This window comes from Dellaglioa sp. CoH-56-MRSF-10, from assembly GCF_056782175.1.
On record NZ_JBXAYF010000002.1, the window covers coordinates 170,422 to 190,592 of the forward strand.

Annotated in this window: 18 protein-coding genes; 9 read left to right on the forward strand and 9 right to left on the reverse strand. The window is 33.2% G+C overall.

Annotated elements, in window-relative coordinates:
• The first annotated feature begins 47 nt into the window (after nucleotides 1-47).
• Nucleotides 48-653, forward strand: coding sequence for a Holliday junction resolvase RecU (recU, locus tag AC1RP4_RS02620; protein WP_481761292.1), 606 nt, complete (start codon nucleotides 48-50; stop codon nucleotides 651-653).
• A 35-nt stretch (nucleotides 654-688) separates the two neighbouring features.
• Nucleotides 689-2,935 (forward strand): transglycosylase domain-containing protein, encoded by a 2,247-nt coding sequence (locus AC1RP4_RS02625; RefSeq protein WP_481761291.1) that lies wholly within the window; start codon nucleotides 689-691, stop codon nucleotides 2,933-2,935.
• Between the two features lie 60 nt (nucleotides 2,936-2,995).
• On the opposite strand, the gene AC1RP4_RS02630 is transcribed toward AC1RP4_RS02625, so the two are convergent.
• The 4 genes from AC1RP4_RS02630 to AC1RP4_RS02645 form a co-directional block, all read right to left on the reverse strand.
• Complete coding sequence (locus AC1RP4_RS02630; protein ID WP_481761290.1) at nucleotides 2,996-3,706, reverse strand: DnaD domain protein; 711 nt, start codon at nucleotides 3,704-3,706, stop codon at nucleotides 2,996-2,998.
• Between the two features lie 72 nt (nucleotides 3,707-3,778).
• On the reverse strand, nucleotides 3,779-5,080 hold the full coding sequence (gene asnS, locus AC1RP4_RS02635) for an asparagine--tRNA ligase (RefSeq protein WP_409022573.1): 1,302 nt from the start codon (nucleotides 5,078-5,080) through the stop codon (nucleotides 3,779-3,781).
• A 90-nt stretch (nucleotides 5,081-5,170) separates the two neighbouring features.
• A complete protein-coding gene (locus AC1RP4_RS02640; RefSeq protein ID WP_481761289.1) occupies nucleotides 5,171-5,668 on the reverse strand; it encodes a cell wall elongation regulator TseB-like domain-containing protein in 498 nt (165 codons plus the stop codon).
• Nucleotides 5,669-5,732: 64 nt separating this feature from the next.
• On the reverse strand, nucleotides 5,733-8,558 hold the full coding sequence (locus AC1RP4_RS02645) for a helicase C-terminal domain-containing protein (protein WP_481761288.1): 2,826 nt from the start codon (nucleotides 8,556-8,558) through the stop codon (nucleotides 5,733-5,735).
• 193 nt (nucleotides 8,559-8,751) lie between these two features.
• Here AC1RP4_RS02645 and mvk point away from each other — a divergent pair, with 193 nt between their 5' ends.
• Genes mvk through fni form a run of 4 tightly spaced genes read left to right on the forward strand, consistent with a single transcriptional unit; the run spans nucleotide 8,752 to nucleotide 12,820 of the window.
• The gene (gene mvk, locus AC1RP4_RS02650) at nucleotides 8,752-9,717 is read left to right on the forward strand and encodes a mevalonate kinase (protein WP_481761287.1); all 966 of its coding nucleotides are present in this window, start codon (nucleotides 8,752-8,754) and stop codon (nucleotides 9,715-9,717) included.
• A complete protein-coding gene (mvaD, locus tag AC1RP4_RS02655; RefSeq protein ID WP_481761286.1) occupies nucleotides 9,707-10,672 on the forward strand; it encodes a diphosphomevalonate decarboxylase in 966 nt (321 codons plus the stop codon). Before mvk ends, mvaD begins: the two co-directional genes overlap by 11 nt.
• A 30-nt stretch (nucleotides 10,673-10,702) precedes the next feature.
• Entirely contained in the window at nucleotides 10,703-11,767 is a 1,065-nt protein-coding gene (locus tag AC1RP4_RS02660) for a phosphomevalonate kinase (protein WP_481761406.1), read from the forward strand.
• A 15-nt stretch (nucleotides 11,768-11,782) separates the two neighbouring features.
• A complete protein-coding gene (gene fni, locus AC1RP4_RS02665) occupies nucleotides 11,783-12,820 on the forward strand; it encodes a type 2 isopentenyl-diphosphate Delta-isomerase (RefSeq protein ID WP_481761285.1) in 1,038 nt (345 codons plus the stop codon).
• 63 nt (nucleotides 12,821-12,883) lie between these two features.
• Here the strand turns inward: fni and AC1RP4_RS02670 are convergent, their stop codons facing one another.
• Nucleotides 12,884-13,858 carry an ABC transporter permease gene (locus tag AC1RP4_RS02670; RefSeq protein WP_481761284.1) on the reverse strand — a complete coding sequence of 325 codons (975 nt, stop codon included), beginning with the start codon at nucleotides 13,856-13,858 and terminating at the stop codon, nucleotides 12,884-12,886.
• A gap of 22 nt (nucleotides 13,859-13,880) precedes the next feature.
• Nucleotides 13,881-14,204, reverse strand: coding sequence for a metal-sulfur cluster assembly factor (locus tag AC1RP4_RS02675; RefSeq protein WP_481761283.1), 324 nt, complete (start codon nucleotides 14,202-14,204; stop codon nucleotides 13,881-13,883).
• Nucleotides 14,205-14,497: 293 nt separating this feature from the next.
• Here AC1RP4_RS02675 and AC1RP4_RS02680 point away from each other — a divergent pair, with 293 nt between their 5' ends.
• Nucleotides 14,498-15,310, forward strand: coding sequence for a Cof-type HAD-IIB family hydrolase (locus AC1RP4_RS02680; protein ID WP_409022582.1), 813 nt, complete (start codon nucleotides 14,498-14,500; stop codon nucleotides 15,308-15,310).
• An 89-nt stretch (nucleotides 15,311-15,399) separates the two neighbouring features.
• Here the strand turns inward: AC1RP4_RS02680 and AC1RP4_RS02685 are convergent, their stop codons facing one another.
• Both AC1RP4_RS02685 and AC1RP4_RS02690 read right to left on the reverse strand, forming a co-directional pair.
• Nucleotides 15,400-15,588, reverse strand: a complete 189-nt coding sequence (locus tag AC1RP4_RS02685; RefSeq protein ID WP_481761282.1) for a 2-hydroxymuconate tautomerase — start codon at nucleotides 15,586-15,588, stop codon at nucleotides 15,400-15,402.
• 14 nt (nucleotides 15,589-15,602) lie between these two features.
• On the reverse strand, nucleotides 15,603-16,493 hold the full coding sequence (locus AC1RP4_RS02690; protein ID WP_409022584.1) for a YitT family protein: 891 nt from the start codon (nucleotides 16,491-16,493) through the stop codon (nucleotides 15,603-15,605).
• Between the two features lie 219 nt (nucleotides 16,494-16,712).
• Here AC1RP4_RS02690 and AC1RP4_RS02695 point away from each other — a divergent pair, with 219 nt between their 5' ends.
• Both AC1RP4_RS02695 and yjeM read left to right on the forward strand, forming a co-directional pair.
• On the forward strand, nucleotides 16,713-18,149 hold the full coding sequence (locus AC1RP4_RS02695; protein ID WP_481761281.1) for a C69 family dipeptidase: 1,437 nt from the start codon (nucleotides 16,713-16,715) through the stop codon (nucleotides 18,147-18,149).
• Nucleotides 18,150-18,182: 33 nt separating this feature from the next.
• Nucleotides 18,183-19,655 (forward strand): glutamate/gamma-aminobutyrate family transporter YjeM, encoded by a 1,473-nt coding sequence (yjeM, locus tag AC1RP4_RS02700; protein ID WP_481761280.1) that lies wholly within the window; start codon nucleotides 18,183-18,185, stop codon nucleotides 19,653-19,655.
• A gap of 44 nt (nucleotides 19,656-19,699) precedes the next feature.
• Here yjeM and AC1RP4_RS02705 read toward each other — a convergent pair whose 3' ends face one another.
• The gene (locus AC1RP4_RS02705; RefSeq protein ID WP_481761279.1) at nucleotides 19,700-20,056 is read right to left on the reverse strand and encodes an iron-sulfur cluster biosynthesis family protein; all 357 of its coding nucleotides are present in this window, start codon (nucleotides 20,054-20,056) and stop codon (nucleotides 19,700-19,702) included.
• Nucleotides 20,057-20,171: the final 115 nt, after the last annotated feature.

Below are 20,171 nucleotides of genomic sequence, written 5' to 3' on the forward strand. Positions count from 1 at the left end.
TATATCACTTATTGTTATAATATTTTAGATTGGAGCGTGAAATAACTGTGAGTATTAATTATCCTAATGGAAAACTTTATGAACAATCACCTTTAAATACGCAAAAAAAGTCAAATATGCTGTTGTTTGGTAAACGGGGGATGTCATTAGAGGATGATATCAACGTAAGCAACGCATTTTACCTTGCTCATAATATGGCTGTCATTCACAAAAAACCAACGCCTATTCAAATTGTAAAAGTTGATTATCCTAAACGAAGTGCAGCTGTTATTAAAGAAGCTTACTTTCAAACTGCGTCAACAACTGACTACAATGGCATATACGATGGCCACTATTTAGATTTTGAAGCTAAAGAAACTAAAAATAAAACTTCATTTCCGTTAAGTAATTTTCATGAGCACCAAATTAACCATATGAAATCATGTGTATTACAAAGAGGAATTAGTTTTGTTATAATGAAGTTCACAACCTTAGGTAAGGTCTACTTACTACCATCAAAAACGCTATTTACTTACTGGGATAAGCAGAGTGTTAATGGTCGTAAATCAATTCCATTGAAAACAGTCCAAACTGAAGGATTCGAGATACAATATACTTTAAATCCGGTCATTCCCTATTTAAAATACGTTGATAAAATGATAGAGCATCTATAATTAAGGCTTTATATAATTAAAGGAGAATTTTATTTATGGCAACAGCTGATAATAAAGGTACTACTCGTGTTGCGCGACGCGAACAAGAAATAAGCACTAACAAAAAAGGCAACAAAGGTAAAAATAGTAAAGGTAAACTTTTTAAACGTATTTTTTTGAGCTTACTTGCTCTATTCGTTATTGGCGTAATTGCTAGTATCAGTTTATTTTTCTATTACGCCAAAGATTCACCAAAAATAACATCAAGTAGTCTTGAAAGTACCCCTGCAAGTGTCATTTATGCAAAGAATGATGAAATCATCACTACCTTAGGAACTTCAAGAGTCTACGCTGAATCGTCTGACATGCCGCAACTATTAAAAGATGCCATTGTTTCAATCGAAGATAAACGTTTCTATAAACATAATGGCGTTGATCCTGTGCGAATTGTAGGTGCAGCCTTGTCAAATATCACTGGTGGATCAGCTGGTCTTCAAGGTGGTAGTACTTTAACACAACAACTTATTAAATTATCTGTCTTTTCGACAAAAGCATCTGATCAAACAATAAAACGAAAAGCGCAAGAAGCATGGCTAGCATTACAAGTAGAGCGTAAATACAGTAAATCTCAGATTTTAACGTTCTATGCTAACAAAGTCTTTATGGGAAATGGTATTTACGGGATGCAAACTGCTGCAAATTACTATTTCGGTAAAAAATTGAATAAATTAAATACAGAACAAATCGCGTTAATTGCTGGTATTCCTAATGCCCCATCTTCTTATAATCCTTACGCGCATCCAGAATACGCAAAGGAACGACGTAATGAAGTTATTGATGCAATGTTAGCAAATAACAAAATTTCGGCAAGCGAAGCAAGTACAGCTAAAGCGACACCAATTACTTCAGGCCTAAGAACATCACATTCTGCCGAAAAAGATACTTATAATGCAAAAATTTCTGATTCCTATTTAAAAGAAGTTATTCAGTCTGTTAAAGATAAAGGTTTTGATCCTTATAACAGTAGTCTTAAGATTCGTACAAACTTAGATTTGGATGCTCAGAAACGACTTTATGATATAGCTAATACAAATAACTATGTGGTCTATCCTGACAGTAAAATGCAATTAGCTGTTACCATGGTTGATTCAAAAACTGGCGCTATTTCAGCTATGATTGGTGGCCGTAAACAAACAAATGTTACTTTCGGGTATAATCGGGCTGTCGCAACTAGTCGAAGCAACGGTTCAACCATGAAACCTATTATGGATTACGGTCCTGCTATTGAATATCTAGACTACCCAACTAATCAAAAAGTTAGCGATACAAAATATTACTACCCTGATGCTACTACAAAACAATTAAATGATTTTGATAATAGCTATCTTGGAACAATGACAATGCGAAATGCTTTGATTCAATCACGTAATATCCCTGCTATTCGGACACTTGAAGCGGTTGGATTATCAAAAGCCCAAGGATTCGTCAAAAAACTTGGTGTCTCTAAGGATCAAGTTGATACTTACTCATCTGGTATCGGTGCAAACATGTCAACGACTCAAAATGCAGAAGCCTATGCAGCATTTGCAAATGGTGGAACTTATCACAAAGGGACTTATATTTCAGAAATTGAAAGAAAAGATGGTACAGTTGAAAATTATTCTAGCTCAGGTACTAGAGCAATGAAAACATCAACTGCTTATATGATTACTGATATGCTAAAAGGTGTTATTAATAGTTCTAATGGTACAGGTACGGCAGCTCAAATACCGGGTCTTTACCAAGCGGGTAAAACCGGTACTACTGATTATCCATCAAATGTTGCTTCTAAATTTCCATCTAGCGCAGTTATGGATTCATTATTTTCCGGCTATACTTCAAATTACTCAATTGCAGTTTGGACAGGTTATGATTCACCATTAGTCGCAAATAACTACTTAGATGTTAATTCTCAACATCTAGCTGTAGGTATTTATAAAAACTTAATGCAGTACGTTTCCCAATCAGTTTCAAATACGGATTGGACAAAACCTTCTGACGTTTATCTGAAAAATGGCGAATTATCATTAACAGATTCATCTACTGCAGAAACAACAACAGCAGATAGCAGTTCATATTCAGTTCCTAAGATATCAAATAGTTCTAGTTCTTCAGAAGAATCTAGTTCAAGCAGTTCTTCTAGTTCAAGTAGTTCTAGTTCTTCAGAAAGTTCTAGTTCATCTAGTAGTTCTAGCTCCGCTATTAGTTCAAGTGCTTCATCTAAAGCAGACAGCAGTAAAGCCGTTTCGTCTGCTACTCGTTAAATAAAAACCTGGCGATATTCAGTTAAAATTCTGAATATCGCCAGGTTTTTATTTATTTCATTAATTTGACCAATGATATAGGGGTATTTCCGGTTTATCATTAGATTCTTTTGTATTGTCATTATTCTTCACATTATTTGAAAAGTTCTGTTGTTGTCTTTTTTCTTTATCTTTTTTTATGTCTTGACTTGTTTTTATATGCTTCTTTTCCCAATTTAGTAAAATTCTATCCATATATTTTAAACTGTATGCCTGATTAAGGACAGCTTCTTTCAACGCCATCAAAATTAGTTCTGGAATATAGTGGTCTTGATCAATCCACATGCTAATACTTTCTAATTCCATTGGTGATAAAGGTCTTCCAAATTCAACTTCAATTTTTTCATAAACCTCTTTTCGAGAATTATTACTCTTAACAACTTCAACCTTTTCTTGTGTCCTATGACTTAAATTATTTAATTTTTCATATAACACACTAAAATCAAATTGATCGGTGCTGTACCCATTTGAATCATCAATTGTTTTGATAGAAATAACTTTTTTTTCGATTAATTTCTGCAGTAATGTATAGGTTTCCTGGGCCGTCACGCCCATTTGACTGGCAATTTGATTTGTATCTGGAAATTTATTACCTGCTTGATTAAAGCTTAATAGATGGATTAAGAAAATTAATTCATCACTTGATAATCCAATTTTTCGATAATTCCGTAAAATTAAATTAGACACATGGGTTTCCCCTGCTTCTAAAAATTGACTCATAAATGCATCCATAACGAAAATGCCTCCTTAATTAAGAAAAGAACCTTAAACAATTTCGTTTAAAGGTTCTTTTTCTCTACTTTTTTATGGGTAAATACGGTTTAATAGACGTGGGAATGGAATAGCCTCACGTATATGTTCTTCACCTGTAATCCAAGTTGTTGCGCGTTCTAATCCAAGACCAAATCCTGAATGAGGAACACTACCATATCTTCTTAAATCTAAATACCATTCGTAATCTTTTTCGTTCAATCCAGCTTTTTTAATTTGTGCTATTAAGTTATCTACATCAGTTTCACGTTCTGAACCACCAATAATTTCGCCGTAACCTTCAGGAGCTAATAAGTCAGCACAAATAACGACGTCTTCTCTCGTTGGATGTGGTTTCATGTAAAATGGTTTAATTGCTTTAGGATAGTTTAAAACGAATACTGGCATACTGAAATGTTCTGCCAAATAAGTTTCTTCAGGAGATCCAAAATCATCACCCCATTTAGTATCAGGAAATTCACCAGAATTTTGTAATAATTCGACGGCTTCATCATAAGAAATTTTAGGGAATGGTGTTTTTGTATAACTTTTTAAGACTTCTTTATCTCTTTCGAGAATATCTAAAGCATAGTCACAGTTATCTAAAACATTTTGTACTAAGAACGCAATATATTGTTCTTGTACTTCAAGACTTTGTTCTTGGTGCATAAATGCCATTTCGGGTTCAATCATCCAAAATTCAATTAAATGGCGTCTTGTCTTAGATTTTTCAGCTCTAAAAGTTGGTCCAAATGAGAATACTTTACCAAAGGCCATTGCCCCAGCTTCTTCATACAATTGACCTGATTGTGACAAATAGGCATCTTTGTCAAAATATTTAGTATGGAAAAGTTCAGTTGTACCTTCTGGTGCACTACCAGTTAAGATAGGCGCATCAATCTTTATAAAACCTTCTTTATTGAAAAATTCATATGTTGCGCGAATAATTTCATTTCTAATTTGCATAACTGCATATGGTTTCGTTGAACGTAACCATAAATGACGATGATCCATCAAAAATTCTGTTCCATGATCTTTAGGTGTAATTGGATAATCTTGACTATCACCAACTAATTCAAGTGATTTAACTTCAATTTCATAGCCAAATGGTGAGCGTTTATCTTCATGAATCTCACCAATAACGTAAAGGCTAGATTCCTGATGTAACTCTTTTGCCATTTCAAAAGTTTCTTCACTGACATTACTTTTTATCACGACACCTTGGAAAAAGGCACTTCCATCTCGTAATTGTAAAAATGCAATCTTACCACTTGATCTTTTATTAGTAAGCCAAACACCGATTTTTACTTCTTCGTCTACATGGTTTTTAGCATCAATTATACTAATTGTTTTCAATAAACTTCCTCCTCATTACGGTCCTAGTTGCTAGATCGATTTCATTCCTTTTATAATATCATTAGTCAGATATATTAGTCCATAAGACAATTATATATTTTCAACGGATTTTAAAACTTTACCATTTGAGAACTGCAGTGTTTCATAACAAAGAGCTTTTTTCTTGTTCAAATAACTCACTTCCCATGCAGGTACACCGTTGTATATACCAAGTCCGACATTCAATATTTTACTAGGTTTTTTTTCATTCCAGATATAAGTTAAAATATCATTTTTTGTCTTACCATTTGATTGTGATAAGACTTTAACTTTTCCACCTTTTTGAGCAACAATCACATAAATTCTTTTATTAGCTTTTGTTGTCCCTGCAACTGTAAAATAAGTTGCATCCCTATTATATCTATAAAATGCTGTTTCTTTATCTAGTTTTGCGTATTTTTTAGCAATTGTAACAGCTTCTTTTTCAGCTGTAGCCATCGGTGATTTTGCGCGATTATATAAAATAAAAGCACTTACCACAATAACTAATATCGTACCAAGTATCGAAAGAAAAACGATGTTTTTTGATTTTTTGGGGGATCTTCGCATGATCAATTTTTCTCCTGTCTTAGTTTTATACGGTCATATTATAACAGACATTATCTAATTCTGATTAACTATCAGAATTAGATAAAAACGTCTTTAAATCAATAATAATATCTGCCAATGGTTCATTTATAAGTTGTAATTCATCCGGCAATACTTCAATCATTTTTTTACCATAACTTTGATTTATCAATCGATTGTCCAATGCAATCATTGCCCCTTTATCGGTTGACGTCCGAATTAAGCGTCCAAACCCTTGTTTAAGCTTCATTGTTGCTCTAGGCAGTGAATACTCACTGAATACATCCCTACCTTGACCTTCAAACTCTTTTTCTTTCGCCTTTACATTTAACGACTCTGGAGACTCAAATGGTAACCGCGTCACAATTAAAAGTTCTAATCTATCATTTGGTAAGTCAACGCCTTCCCAGAAACTACCAGTACCCATTAAAATAGCGTCTTTACCTAATAAAAATCGTTTTTTTAATTTTTCAGGCCGTCCTGTAACACCCTGAACTAAAAGTTCACGATCAAGATGTAACCCTCTTTTTGTTAATAACCCATAAACATTTGCTATCGTATCAAGCGAATTAAATAAAATTAACGTTTGTTTACGTTGTGATTTTATAATCTCATAAACTGAATCAGCCAAGTAAGATTCATAAAGCTCTTTTGATGATCGAACATCAAAAGCATCACTTGCTACATACAATTTAGCTTGGTTACTATAATCAAAAGGACTCCCTAATTTTTTGATTTTGTAATTATCATCTTGTATATCTAGCTGATCAATAATGTAATCAGGATTACCTGGTAGTAACAAAGTCGCCCCAGTAAACGTCAGGTGATTAAAGTGCCGATAAATTACTTCAGAAAGAAAATGAGTTGCATCTGATAAACTAAATTCAAATTGCATTTTGTCTGTTTGTCCGTTAATCGGAAAACTTAACCAAAGCACCTTTTCATTTAGCTTGTCTTGATTTTGTTCAAATATAGTCCAGCCCTCAGTTTCTGCAAATAATTGCTTAAAAAAGTTATGAACACGATTCAAAAGCTGTTGCTCATCTTGGCCGATATTTTGTTGGCTTTTTGCAGCGATATAACGATCTCGTAAAATGGCATCATCTCTTTTTAAAACAGTTATCACTTTTAAAACAGATTCAAGCATAATTTTATTTCGATTAATCAATCCAATTAGCTCAGTTGATTTTAAAATAATTGCTTTTCCGGTCGTTTCATTTTTTGCTGCTGAATTCCTACTAATTTGTCGACCATATTCTCTTGAAAATTGTCTGATGAGTAACTCAACTGATTCCCGTAATTTCCTAATTTCTGTTAATAATTGATTGTTTTCACTAGCTGTTAAGAAATTAATTGCCATTAAGTCATTAAAAGAAAATTTTTGTGAACTTTGTATGCTAGTCAATAATGAATCACACATATTAATAATTTTCCAGAATCGAATGCGTCCTTTATTTGACTGTAGAGCAACATCAGCAAGATGCTGTGCTTCATCTACAATTAATTCAGGCGCAAGTTTTGTACGATCTGAGTTAAATAAACCAGGATGCTTCATTAAAAAAGCATGATTTGTAAAAATAATTGCTGACGATTCAACTTGTTTATATAACGTATTAATAAAGTCAACTTCAAAAAATTGATCAGTTAATACTAAACTCCCAACCCCTTGATGTTCAATTTGATTAAAAATGGGATTTTGATAACTTGAAAGTTTTAATTCATCAAGTTCACCAGTTTTAGTCATTGTCAGCCATACTAAGATACGTATTTTCATTAAAGCTATCTGTCCAGAGGTTTCTTTTTGTGTTAATTCTTTTTTAAACGCCGCTAAATTTATATAATGGTTACTGCCCTTCAAATTTACTGCAGCTGTTTGAAAAGGCAATAATTTGTTAAGTAACGGTAATGCCTGATTCATCAACTGGGTTTGAAGTAATGTTGTCGCACTACTAATCACAATTTGTTTGCGATTTTGAGCATGATAAGCTGCTGGAATTAAATAACCTAATGTTTTACCGATTCCTGTAGGAGCCTCAATAATTAATGTTCGATTTCCACTTTTTAAATGTTCAGAAATAAGGTCCATCATCTTTGCTTGTTCAGGTCGCCAACTTAATTGTTTTTCAAATATTTTTTTCTTATCTACTTCTGCTTCAGGATAAACATAATTCGTTAAATTAAATGTATCTTGTTTCCTACGTTGAAGGACAATCCCTCCAACAATGTATAGATGATCTGGTAGTCTTTCCTGTCTTCTATTTTTATCACTGTACGCATCAGAAAATAATTCATTTGTATTTCTTAATAAAAATGAACTTAAACGATTTATTTCAAATAAGGTTTCTCTTGGAATCGTTTCTAGTCGAGTTAATAAGAAGATAAATAACTCAGCTGTCACATGGGCATCACTATCGGCATGATGCGGATTTTCGTGAGTCAGATTCAAATATCGACTCAGATCTTTTAATTTAAAACTGGGTGCTGTTGGCAATAAGATTTGACTAAGCTGTACAGTATCGACACCTTTTATTGATAATGCAGGATAGCCAACTCTTTCTAACTCACTATTGATAAATGGCAAATCAAAGTTAATATTATGCGCAACAAAAACTGTATCTTGGAGAATCGCGTAAATCGTTGCGGCGACGTCTTCAAAATAGGCAGCCTTTCTGATTTGACGGTTTGTAATCCCTGTTAATTCTGTAATAACTTTCGGAATTGCCATACCAGGATTAATATCAAACGAGAAAGAATTTATTATTTGATTTTTTTGAACTAAAACGCAACCAAATTGGATCATTCGATCGCCACTTTTAAGATTTGTTCCCGTCGTTTCAATATCCACTACAGCATAAATCGTATTTTTATTCATTGAAGTTTATCACCAGTCTTTTTAAGTTAACGCATTTATGTTTATTTTACCATATTGATTAAAGAATCATATGCCAAAAACTAAATCATTATAAATTCTCAAAGTTCATCCAGTCCATTATAGCTATAACGACAATTTTAAGGTATGATAATGGAAGTAAATTCATCTAGAGAGGACTCTTTTTTTGAACAATTTGTCAGATAATACAGAAGCAAAATTTCTTGGTACTAGCCATGCTAAAATTATATTAATCGGCGAACACTCTGTTGTTTATAGCCAACCCGCTATTGCCCTCCCTTTACCAAATGTTAAAATATCAGTTTTAACGGAAGCAATGGCAGATAAACAATGGATCACAAGTCGTTTTTATAGTGGTGAACTGAAAAATGTTCCCATGAATATGCGTGGCATTAAGCAAGTTATCCAGTACATTTTAAAATCATTGAATAAACGACATCAATCATTTAAATTAACGATTGAAAGTGACATCCCATCTGAACGAGGGATGGGTTCTTCCGCTGCCACAGTTATTGCCATAATTCGAAGTTTGTACGCTTTTTTTGATACGAAAATCGAACGCGATGAACTTCTACTTATTGCCAATATCGCTGAAACAACCACACATGGTTCTCCAAGTGGTATCGATGCCGCAACAACCAGTAGCCGCGATCCCATTTGGTTCATTAAGCACCAAGAGGCTTACCCTGTCCCATTAAACATAGAGGCAACCTTAGTGATTGCTGATACGGGAATCAAGGGCCAAACGGGTTTAACTGTTGGTCAAGTTCGTGATCGCGTCTTATCAAGTCCTGACGTTACTGAAAAAATAATTTCCGAACTTGGTCAATTAACAAGTATGGCTAAGGCACAAATTGCGACAGATGATGCTATAAGTTTAGGACACACATTATCTAGGGCTCATCATTTACTAAAATCTTTAGGTGTTAGTCATCCCAAATTAGATGCACTTGTCAAAACAAGTCTAGAAAATGGCGCTTTAGGTGCCAAACTTACCGGTGGTGGTGGCGGTGGCTGTATGATAGCCCTAGTTAAAACACCCGAAGAAGCTTTAAATCTAAGCCATCTCTTAAATCGTAATGGTGCCATTGCAACTTGGATTCAACCCCTTAAAAAGGAGTCACAACATATTGAAAAATAAAATTTCAGCTCGCGCCCATACTAATATTGCACTCATTAAATACTGGGGTAAACAAAATAAAGATTTAATTATTCCTTACAACAATAGCCTATCCTTAACGTTAGATCATTTTTATACCGATACTACGGTAACTTTTGACGATACGCTAACTGAAGATACCTTCTTTCTAAATTCTAAACAAAAAAAGGATAACAAAGTATCAGCCTTTTTAGATATTGTTCGTAATCAAGCACAAAAAAATATTTACGCTAAAGTAGAATCAATAAATCACGTTCCAACTTCAGCAGGACTTGCGTCATCAGCGAGCGCATATGCTGCACTTGCGCTTGCTGCTAGTCAAGCAATTGGTTTAAATTTAAATAAACGCGATTTATCACGATTAGCACGTCGTGGTTCTGGTTCAGCTAGTCGCTCTATTTTTGGTGGCCTAGTTGAATGGGAAAAAGGTCACAATGATGAAGACTCCTTTGCTATACCGATTGAAGAAACGATTGATTGGGATCTTCAAATGATTGCTATTATGATTAATAGTCATGAAAAAGCGATTGATTCTCGTTCTGGAATGCAACATTCCGTGGACACATCACCTTTCTACAATGAATGGGTTAAATCTTCTGAACGTGATTTAATTGATATGAAAAAGGCTATTATAGAGAAAAACCTCGAAAAAGTTGGTCAAATTGCTGAAAATAATGCAATGAAAATGCACGCAACAACTTTAAGCGCTAATCCCAGCTTTACTTATTTTAATCCTGACAGCATACGTGCTATGGATGCTATTCGTGACTTGCGTCAAGAAGGTATTACCTGTTACTTCACAATGGATGCTGGTCCAAATGTTAAAATAATTTGTTCCAAAACTGAAACACCTTATATTTTAAATAAATTAAGTCCACTTTTTGGTGCAAAAAATCTTTTGGTTGCCAAGCCTGGACCTGGAGCGACACTTATTTAGTGTTATCCATATTGAAAGGAATTGAGCTATTTGATCACCGCTAAAGCACCAGGAAAACTTTATATTGCAGGAGAATACGCAATTGTTGAACCTGGATCACCAGCAATTATTGTTGCTATTGATCAGTTTGTAACTGTAACAATTAAAAAGAGTAAAGAAACAGGTAGTATTTCATCTAAACAATACCAAGAAAATTCTTTATCTTGGTATCGTCAAGGGACAAAAATTATTTTTGATAATCGAGATAACCCCTTTCACTACATATTATCGGCGATTCATTTAACCGAATTATATGCACAATCCATCGGAAAACAGATGGTTAATTATCATGTCAATATTGATAGTGATTTAGATAGTACTGATGGTAAAAAATATGGTTTGGGCAGTTCTGCTGCGGTTACCGTAGCAACCGTTCGTGCCGTTTCACAATTTTATAATTTAAAATTAACGGATAACGCTCTATTTAAATTATCAGCAATGGCTCACCTAGATGTTCAAGGAAATGGTTCACTCGGAGATATTGCCGCTAGTGTTTATGGCGGATGGATTGCTTATTATTCATTTGATCGAGAATGGTTAAAAATTATGAGACAAGGTACGCCACTAACCGAACTTTTATCTATGGATTGGCCTATGCTTTCTGTCCAACGCCTACCGCAACCTAAAGATTTAGAATTATTAATCGGTTGGACTGGCTCTCCAGCTTCAACTTCCATTTTTGTTGATAAGATGGCCCTTTTTAAAGCAAAACAAAAAAAGACTTACTCTGAATTTTTAGAAGATTCAAAAAAATGTGTCACTGCAATGATTGATGGCTTTAAATTAAACAATTCCATCATTATTCAACAAGAAATTACAAATAATCGAATGATTTTACAACAATTAGCCGATGCTAGTCAGGTAATAATTGAAACCGAATCATTAACTTCCCTTTGTAATTTATCAGAATCCCAACATGCTGCCGCAAAAACATCAGGTGCTGGCGGTGGTGATTGCGGTATTGCATTAGCAACCTCTGAAACAAATCGTACTGAATTATTTAAAGATTGGGCACAAAATGATATTCAACCTTTGGATATCAAAGTGACCTTATAGGATAAGGAGTTTTTTATGATTAAAGACGATAATTTAATTCAAAGTCACAGAAAAGATGAACACGTATTTATCGCCGAAAAATTATTCAATACGGAATCAAAAAATCAATTGAATGAGATCAAGCTTATTCCTTCAAATTTACCTGAACTTTCTATTAATGATATTCAATCTAGCGTTGAGCTTCCAAATTTCTCGTTTCAATCGCCCTTTTATATTAATGCTATGACTGGTGGCAGTGAACAAACGGGTATTTTAAATCAACAATTAGCCGAAGTTGCAGCTATCACAAATACACCAATCGCGACAGGTTCTCAAAGTATCGCCTTAAAAGACCCTTCTAAGGCTCATACATTTAAAATACTTCGTGAAAAGAATCCAAATGGTCTCATTTTTTCTAATTTAAGCGCCAATGCAACACTAGATCAGTCAAAAAGAGCCGTTGATATGATTGAAGCAAACGCCCTACAAATTCATATTAATGCCGCTCAAGAAATTATTATGCCAGAAGGTGAACGTGAGTTTTATTGGTTGAAGAATATTGAAACAATCGTAAATAAGCTTGAAGTACCCATTATTGTTAAAGAAGTTGGTTTTGGGATGTCTCATAAAACGGTTCAACAATTAGCTGATATTGGTGTACGTTATGTTGATATTTCTGGTCGTGGCGGCACAAATTTTGCCATGATTGAAAACGAACGTAGACATGCTAAAGATTTCTCCTTTCTAGAGGATTGGGGCTTAACTACAGCTGAAAGTCTCATTGATACAAAATCTCTGCAAACAGGCTTAACAATTTTTGCCTCTGGTGGTATTCGTACCCCATTAGATATTGTTAAATGTCTCGCTTTAGGCGCTAAAAGTGTTGGTATCTCTGGTGCATTCTTACACATTCTCAATAAACAAGGTCAAGATGCGCTAACAAATACCATATCAGATTATCAATCAAAAATTAACATGCTTATGCTGTTACTTGGCACCAAAAATTTAAGTGATTTAACAAAAATTAGAATGATTTTATCACCTGAGTTACAAAATTTTAAAAATCAAATATAATCATGTTTACATAAAAAACGCCAAATCAGTTAGATAATGAATCTAACTGATTTGGCGTTTTTATTAATTATTACGTTTATTAACTCTTCTACGGATAACAAAGTAGAAAACAACGGAAGCAACGATAAATAGAGTACCTTCGAACTCATACAGAGCTATCATATTTGTTTTAATCGAAAATTGTGACTGACCAATCGCAGTTCCTATTAAGCCACCAACTAAGAATGATCCCATGTAAATTAGCAAGTTATTCCAAATAATAACTTTTTTTGATTGTTTGATAAATTTCTGATTACGAATTTGTTTACTAACACCAACAATCCAAATATAAGTTGCGACCATAACACTAGCAATAACAGCCATTAAGCCCACCGCTTGTTGCCAATGTCGACTAATCCATGAGTTATTAGTTAAAATTAAATTATCATTAACCTGTTTGGAAACTGTTGTATTAGTTAATTCGGTCGTTAACACATTCTTAGTCACGACATGCTTTGAATCAAGAATAATATTTGTATTATTTGCCTTCAATTTACTTATGTCTGCAGTTGACATTGCAATAAAAATTTGATTATCCAACTCAGAATTGTATTTATCACCCATAATACCGATGACAGAAACGTATTGCCCATTTAATTTATAATACTGCTGATGAAATGGCGAGTATAATTTTTTTTCAATATTTCGACCAACTACTGCTACCGGAACTTCAGATAAAAAATCATTATTTGAGAAAAAAGTTCCAGAAACCATTGGTGGCTTATCATAACTACCCTTCGCATAAAAATAAGAAATATTTTTTTTGTTTTTTACTTGATAATGAATTTGAAAATCAGAAATTTTTTCTGATTTTGCTAACGTTGTATTATATTTATCTAAATTTTGTTCTTTTGTTTTAAGAACATATGCATTTTTAGATAGATTATGATTATCTAATTTTGTGATTAAATCTTTTTCCTGCATCTTAAAAAATAAAAATGTGGTAAAGAATGTAAGTAGTAAGATAGCTACTATAAATATGTATCTTCTTCGCATCATCAATTTAATTTCCCCCTAACTTTTAATGGACACCGAGTGCCATTTTTGCATACCTAGACATACGTTCAATTGACCAGGCTGGACTCCATATAAATTGTACAGTTACTTTTTTTATTTCTAGCACTGGCTTTAACGCATCTTCGACTAAATCAGATAGAACACCTGTTAACGGGCAACCCATAGTGGTTAAAGTCATTTGTACATTACAATTATTGTCATTGTCTAATTCAATCTCATATACTAAACCTAAATTAATAATATCCATATCCAATTCAGGATCCATCACTTTTTCTAAATGTGTCAAAATATCTTGCTTAATTATTTCTGCACTTCGTCTTTCACTCATAGGATTAATCCTCTCTTGAATAGCTAATATTACTAGTTTATCGTTTCTATTTTAGCATTGCAATCTATTGTTTTAATGTTACTGAACTCTTTACTTTTTCTAAAAAATAATGTTATACGGCGCCAAAGTTACTATGAAGCCGGATTAAATTAAAGATACGATTTTATAACAATAGATAAAAAAAGGTTAAATACGTTTGAATACTGCATACTCAAATGCTATCCTGAACTAACTAAGATAAAAAACTGTAAATCTTACTACACATAAGTTAAGTTGATGGAGGAACAATAACGATGAACAAAAAGTTAATTACAATTGATTTAGATGGCACAACTTTAAATAATAATGCAGAAGTTAGTTCAACAACAAAAAAAGTACTTACTCAAGCAACAGCTGAAGGACACATTGTCAGTATTGTAACGGGACGCCCATATCGTATCTCAAAACAAATTTATGATTCATTAGGGTTAACAACTCCAATGATTAATTTTAATGGTGCCCTGGCACATATTCCACATAAAAATTGGGATAAATCATACGAATATACAATTAATCGAGATATTGTTTTTGATATTCTTAACGCTAGAAAAGAATTAGGTATTAACATGTTAGCAGCCGAAGGAAAAAATATGTTATTGGCTGACAATGCAAGTCAGCTAGTGAAAGGCTTTTTCCCACAAGTTTTAAGATCAAATCAAATTCTTAATAAACAAAATTTACAACATGATCCGACATCAATTACGATGTTTGTCGATCAAGATAAAAAACAATTAATTACATCTAGACTACTTGAAAAATATGGTGATGTTATCGAAGTCAACACTTGGGGCGGACCAAAACCTGTTCTAGAAGTTGTTTCAAAAGGGATTCAAAAAGCAATTGGTGTTTCTTATCTAGCAGATTACTATGGTATCTCTCAAAAAGATATCGTTGCTTTTGGTGATGAAAGTAATGATAAAGAAATGCTTTCATATGCTGGCTGGGGTGTGGCAATGAAAAATGGTACTTCTGAAATTAGAGGTCTAGCCAATGATGTTACCTCTTTAAATAACCAAGAAAATGGGCTTGCTCATTACTTAAAAAATTATTTAAATTTAGCTAAATAATCGTTAATTAGTAACAGATCAGTAATGGTCTGTTATTTTTTTATAAAAAATGACTTCTGGAATATACCAGAAGTCATATTTAATGATATTTATTTTTCGTCGCTTTTTAGAATACCACCGACACTATAACGATCTTTACGCATTTCATTTAAAATTACATGGATATGCTCTGTAGGTGCACCAGTATTTTTTGAAACAGCTTCAGTCACATCTTTAACTAAATTTTTAAGTTGTTCTTGTGAACGACCTTCAATTAAATCAATATTTATAATTGGCATAACGAATCTCCTTTTTATTTAGTTGATTGCCCTTTTCTTAATAATTCTTGTTGGTCTGAGTTTAGGAAATTGCCTTCAATATCAGCGGTATTAACTAAGTTCATAAATGCATTTGGATCAACATCACTAATTGTCATTTTTAAATTATATAATTCATAACGTGTAATAACTAACATCAAAACTTTACTTTCTTCATTTGAGAAAGCGCCCTTTGAGTCAATAACTGTAATTCCACGAATTAATGATTTTTGGAGCGCTCCAACAACTAAATCTGCTTCTTTTGTAACAATAAATGCTGTTAACTTTTGATGCGATGTATGGATGTCGTCGACAACTCTAGACATAGCATAATTAGAAATAATTGTATACAAAGCACTTTCCCAACTGAAATAAAATCCAGCCGTTAAAATAATAATCATATTTGTTGATAACATTAATGAACCGACTGTTTTACCTGTCGTTTTAGCTAGAACAAGTGCGATGATATCCATCCCACCAGTTGAAAAACCAAATTTTAATGCTAATCCAACCCCAATACCACTTATTACACCACCAAATAATGCTGCCATTAATGGATTAGTTGATAATTGATGAACGGGTAAAATTACCGTAAAGAGAGATGAAGAAGCGACGGTCAGTACACTATAATATGTAAATGAACGTCCTACTTTATACCAGCCTAATATACCAATTGGAATATTTATTAACATAATTAGATATCCAGTACCAATTTTAATATGAAATAGATCATAAAAAATAGCAGAAAGTAATTGGGCAATACCATTGGCACCAGCTCCAAAAATATTTCCTGGAATCAGAAAGAAATTAAGGGATAATGCAATTAATAATCCCGAAAATACAATTATAACTAGTCGTTTATTTTTATCAGAAATTGATAACTTCATAAATCTCCCTCCTATTATATGTGACTCTTTTCATTTTACCTTTTATTAAACAATAATATTAATAAAATGAGTAATCTCTCATTTTAAATTTCTATTAAACTAACCTTATACAGCGTAACCGGTTAAATACGAATATTTATTTACAAATGGCGTTTAAAAATAGCAATTAAATGATAAAATGGTAATATCTAAATTTATTTACTGGGAGGAGAAATATCCATGACGACAGACCCTTTTAATTTTTCAGCATGTACAAGTGTTTTAGCTGGTTCTAAAGCAACTGCAGATGGGTCGACTTTTATTGGCCGTAATGAAGATGCAAAAACAGCATGGCCAAAACATTTTGTTATTCATGCTCATACAGAATTTGAACAATCACCTTTATTTGAATCACCAGATAATCACTTTAAAATGCCATTACCAAAAATTCGTGGTAAATATTCAGCTACTCCTGAATGGACACCAAAATTTGGTGTTTTTGAAGAAGATGGCTTTAATGAATATGGTGTGGCTATGAGCGCTACTGAAAGTGCATACGCTAATAGCCGGGTTCTCAGTTACGATCCCTTACTAACTGAAAACGGAATTGGTGAGGAAGCAATTGTAACAATTACTCTTCCCTATATTCACTCCGCAAAAGAAGGTGTTAGTTACCTTGGATCATTAGTAGAAAAATACGGTTCAAGTGAAACAAATGGTGTCTTGTTCTCTGATCAAAAAGATGTTTGGTATATGGAAATTGCAACCGGTCACCATTGGGTTGCGCAACGTATTCCGGATGATTCTTATGCAGTTGTTGCCAACCAACTAGCTATTCAAGAAATTAACTTTACTGATTCCGCTAATTTTATGTTTAGTTCTGGTATTCAGAAATTTGTTTCTGATAATCATTTAAATAACCAAAAAGATTCATTTAATTTTAGAGATATCTTTGGAACTCATGATCAATCTGATGCCATTTACAGCACACCAAGAGTTTGGTATGGCCAATTACTTTTAACACCATCAGTTGCTTCACAAGATCCTATGAGTATGAATTTACCGTTCATTCGTCAGGCTGATCATTTAATTCAACGTGAAGATTTAGAACAAATTCTTGGCTCACATTTCCAAGGAACTCAATATGATCCGATTGGAACTGGTTCAATCAGTGATAAACATAAATTCAGACCCATTAGTTTAGCAAAAACACAAGAGTCTCATATTTTACAAATTAGACCTGATTTACCTTTTGAAATTGGTGGTATCCATTGGCTATCAATGGGTGTTACGGCTCAAAGTGCTTATGTACCTTTCTTTGCTGGTATTACGGATACACCGGAGAATTATAAAATTGGTACCGATGTATATGATGACAAATCTGCTTACTGGTTATATAAACAATTAGGTATTTTGGTTGATTCACATTACTTAGAATTTAGCTCATTACTGAAAGATCTCCAAAAAGATTTAATTATCCAATTCAATGCCTCCGTAAAACGGATTCAAACAGAGGCAATTTCTAAAAGTGGTACAGACCTAACAGATTTTTTAACTGAAGAAAATCTAAAAATTACTGAAGCTGCTGAAATCAAGGTTAAGGCCTTAATTAGTCAGCTAATTACATTATCAACTGACCTATCACCATTAAATTTTAAAACTGACCAAAACTTATAAATATAAGAAACCGAAAGGAATTACAAAAGTCTTATGGACAAACAAAAGAAAATTTCCCTAACAAGTTTCATTTTAATGATTTTTACAACTATTTTTGGATTTGCAAATACTCCCGTCGCCTTTATTCAAATGGGTTACGCTAGTATTATCTGGTACGTTTTAGCAGCATTCTTCTTTTTCTTACCAACTGCTTTGATGTTTGCAGAATATGGTTCAGCTTTAAATGAATCAAAAGGTGGCATTTATTCTTGGTTAGCTGAATCAATTGGCCCCAAACTTGCTTTCACAGGAACATTTATTTGGCTTTTTGCATGGATTGTCTGGATGGTATCAATTGCATCTAAAGTTTGGATTCCACTTTCAACAATTTTTTCTGGAAGTGATCAAACACAATCTTGGGCTATCTTTGGCCTATCTTCAACACAAACTATCGGTATTCTTGCAATTCTTTGGATTGTGCTAGTTACCTTTGTCGCTAGTCGAGGTATCAGTAGTATTGCCAAGATTTCTTCAGTTGGTGGTATTGCTATTTTAGGTTTAAATGCTATCTTTTTACTATTAAGTATTGTTATTTTAATTGTTAATCATGGTGCACTCCAAGAACCATGGCATGGTATGACAAGTATTATAACTTCTAGAAATCCTAGCTATCAATCACCTATCGCCCTAATTTCATTTATTGTTTTTGCCATCTTTGCATACGGTGGTATGGAATCAGTTAGTGGTGTTACAGATAGTATTAGAAATCCTAAGAAAAATTTTCCAAAGGGTTTAATCATTTCCACTTTATTAATTCTTTTTGCTTACTCAATCTCAATCTTCTTCTGGGGTGTTAGTACAAACTGGAGTAAACTTGGTGGTCAAAATGCCAACTTAGGTAACATCTCTTACATATTGATGGAAAACTTAGGTAATTTTGCAGGTCAAAGCTTTGGTATGAGCGCAAGTGCTTCGACAATTTTTGGTCATACACTTGCTAGAATTACTGGTTTAAGTATGTTCATGGCTTATACAGGTGCATTCTTCGTCTTGATTTACTCACCACTCAAATCATTTATTCTTGGAACACCTAAGGATATCTGGCCAGCAAAAATGACGAAATTAAATAAGCATAGTATGCCTGAATTTGCAATGTGGATTCAAGCTGCCGTCGTTATTGTCATTATCATGGCTGTTTCATTTGGAGGTTCAAATTCAACATTATTCTATTCAAAATTAACGTTAATGGGAAATATCTCAACTTCTGTACCTTATCTATTTTTAATTGGTGCATTTCCATTCTTTAAAAAACGTCAAGACTTAAATCGACCTTTTGAAGTTTATAAGAATAGAACACTTACAAATATTATTACTATTGTCGTCTGGTTAGTTTTAGCCTTTGGAATTATTTTCACTGTTATCAGCGATACATTAAGTAATGCTCTCTGGATGATATCTGGTCCTGTCCTTTCTGGACTAGTTGCTTTCCTTTACTACACACGTTATGAGAGAAAAATTAAAAAATAAACTAAAAAAAATCGTAAACAATTTTTATTGTTTACGATTTTTTATTAGTTTTTAACAAGACTTTCTAAGCTAACATTACCTGTTAATAGTCCTGAATTATCTCCATGTAATGCTAAACTGTTGAATCGTTCATTAACGACAAGTTGCATGTTCTCATCCATATAAGTTTTGCTGTACCCTTTTACTCTAATGGGACCTAAATCTGAATCAATTGTTCCATCATATGCCTTGCTATCGTTCTGGTCATCAATTACTAACATTCTAAAGCTTGAATCTAACGTACATGTTCCTTCATTTGATAAAGCACCAACACCATCGTCAAAATCAAGCAAGATTTCTGAATCATTACCCATAAGTTTCATAATCTTGCTTTTTGCGTCTTCACTTATTTTTAAATACATGAAATTACCAGCTTTCTTATTTAATAATTACATTGTACACCACTGATTATTTTAGACAAGCATGACGACTCAGGTTCATCATGGTATGATAGTTCTAATTAGAAAGAGAGGAATA

Bases quoted from the DNA above. Each gene is read 5' to 3' on its own strand.
- AC1RP4_RS02625 (WP_481761291.1), top strand. From the start codon at position 689: ATGGCAACAGCTGATAATAAAGGTACTACTCGTGTTGCGCGACGCGAA.
- AC1RP4_RS02630 (WP_481761290.1), bottom strand. From the start codon at position 3,706: ATGGATGCATTTATGAGTCAATTTTTAGAAGCAGGGGAAACCCATGTG.
- AC1RP4_RS02640 (WP_481761289.1), bottom strand. From the start codon at position 5,668: ATGCGAAGATCCCCCAAAAAATCAAAAAACATCGTTTTTCTTTCGATA.
- AC1RP4_RS02645 (WP_481761288.1), bottom strand. From the start codon at position 8,558: ATGAATAAAAATACGATTTATGCTGTAGTGGATATTGAAACGACGGGA.
- fni (WP_481761285.1), top strand. From the start codon at position 11,783: ATGATTAAAGACGATAATTTAATTCAAAGTCACAGAAAAGATGAACAC.
- AC1RP4_RS02670 (WP_481761284.1), bottom strand. From the start codon at position 13,858: ATGATGCGAAGAAGATACATATTTATAGTAGCTATCTTACTACTTACA.
- AC1RP4_RS02675 (WP_481761283.1), bottom strand. From the start codon at position 14,204: ATGAGTGAAAGACGAAGTGCAGAAATAATTAAGCAAGATATTTTGACA.
- AC1RP4_RS02680 (WP_409022582.1), top strand. From the start codon at position 14,498: ATGAACAAAAAGTTAATTACAATTGATTTAGATGGCACAACTTTAAAT.
- AC1RP4_RS02685 (WP_481761282.1), bottom strand. From the start codon at position 15,588: ATGCCAATTATAAATATTGATTTAATTGAAGGTCGTTCACAAGAACAA.
- AC1RP4_RS02690 (WP_409022584.1), bottom strand. From the start codon at position 16,493: ATGAAGTTATCAATTTCTGATAAAAATAAACGACTAGTTATAATTGTA.
- AC1RP4_RS02695 (WP_481761281.1), top strand. From the start codon at position 16,713: ATGACGACAGACCCTTTTAATTTTTCAGCATGTACAAGTGTTTTAGCT.
- yjeM (WP_481761280.1), top strand. From the start codon at position 18,183: ATGGACAAACAAAAGAAAATTTCCCTAACAAGTTTCATTTTAATGATT.
- AC1RP4_RS02705 (WP_481761279.1), bottom strand. From the start codon at position 20,056: ATGTATTTAAAAATAAGTGAAGACGCAAAAAGCAAGATTATGAAACTT.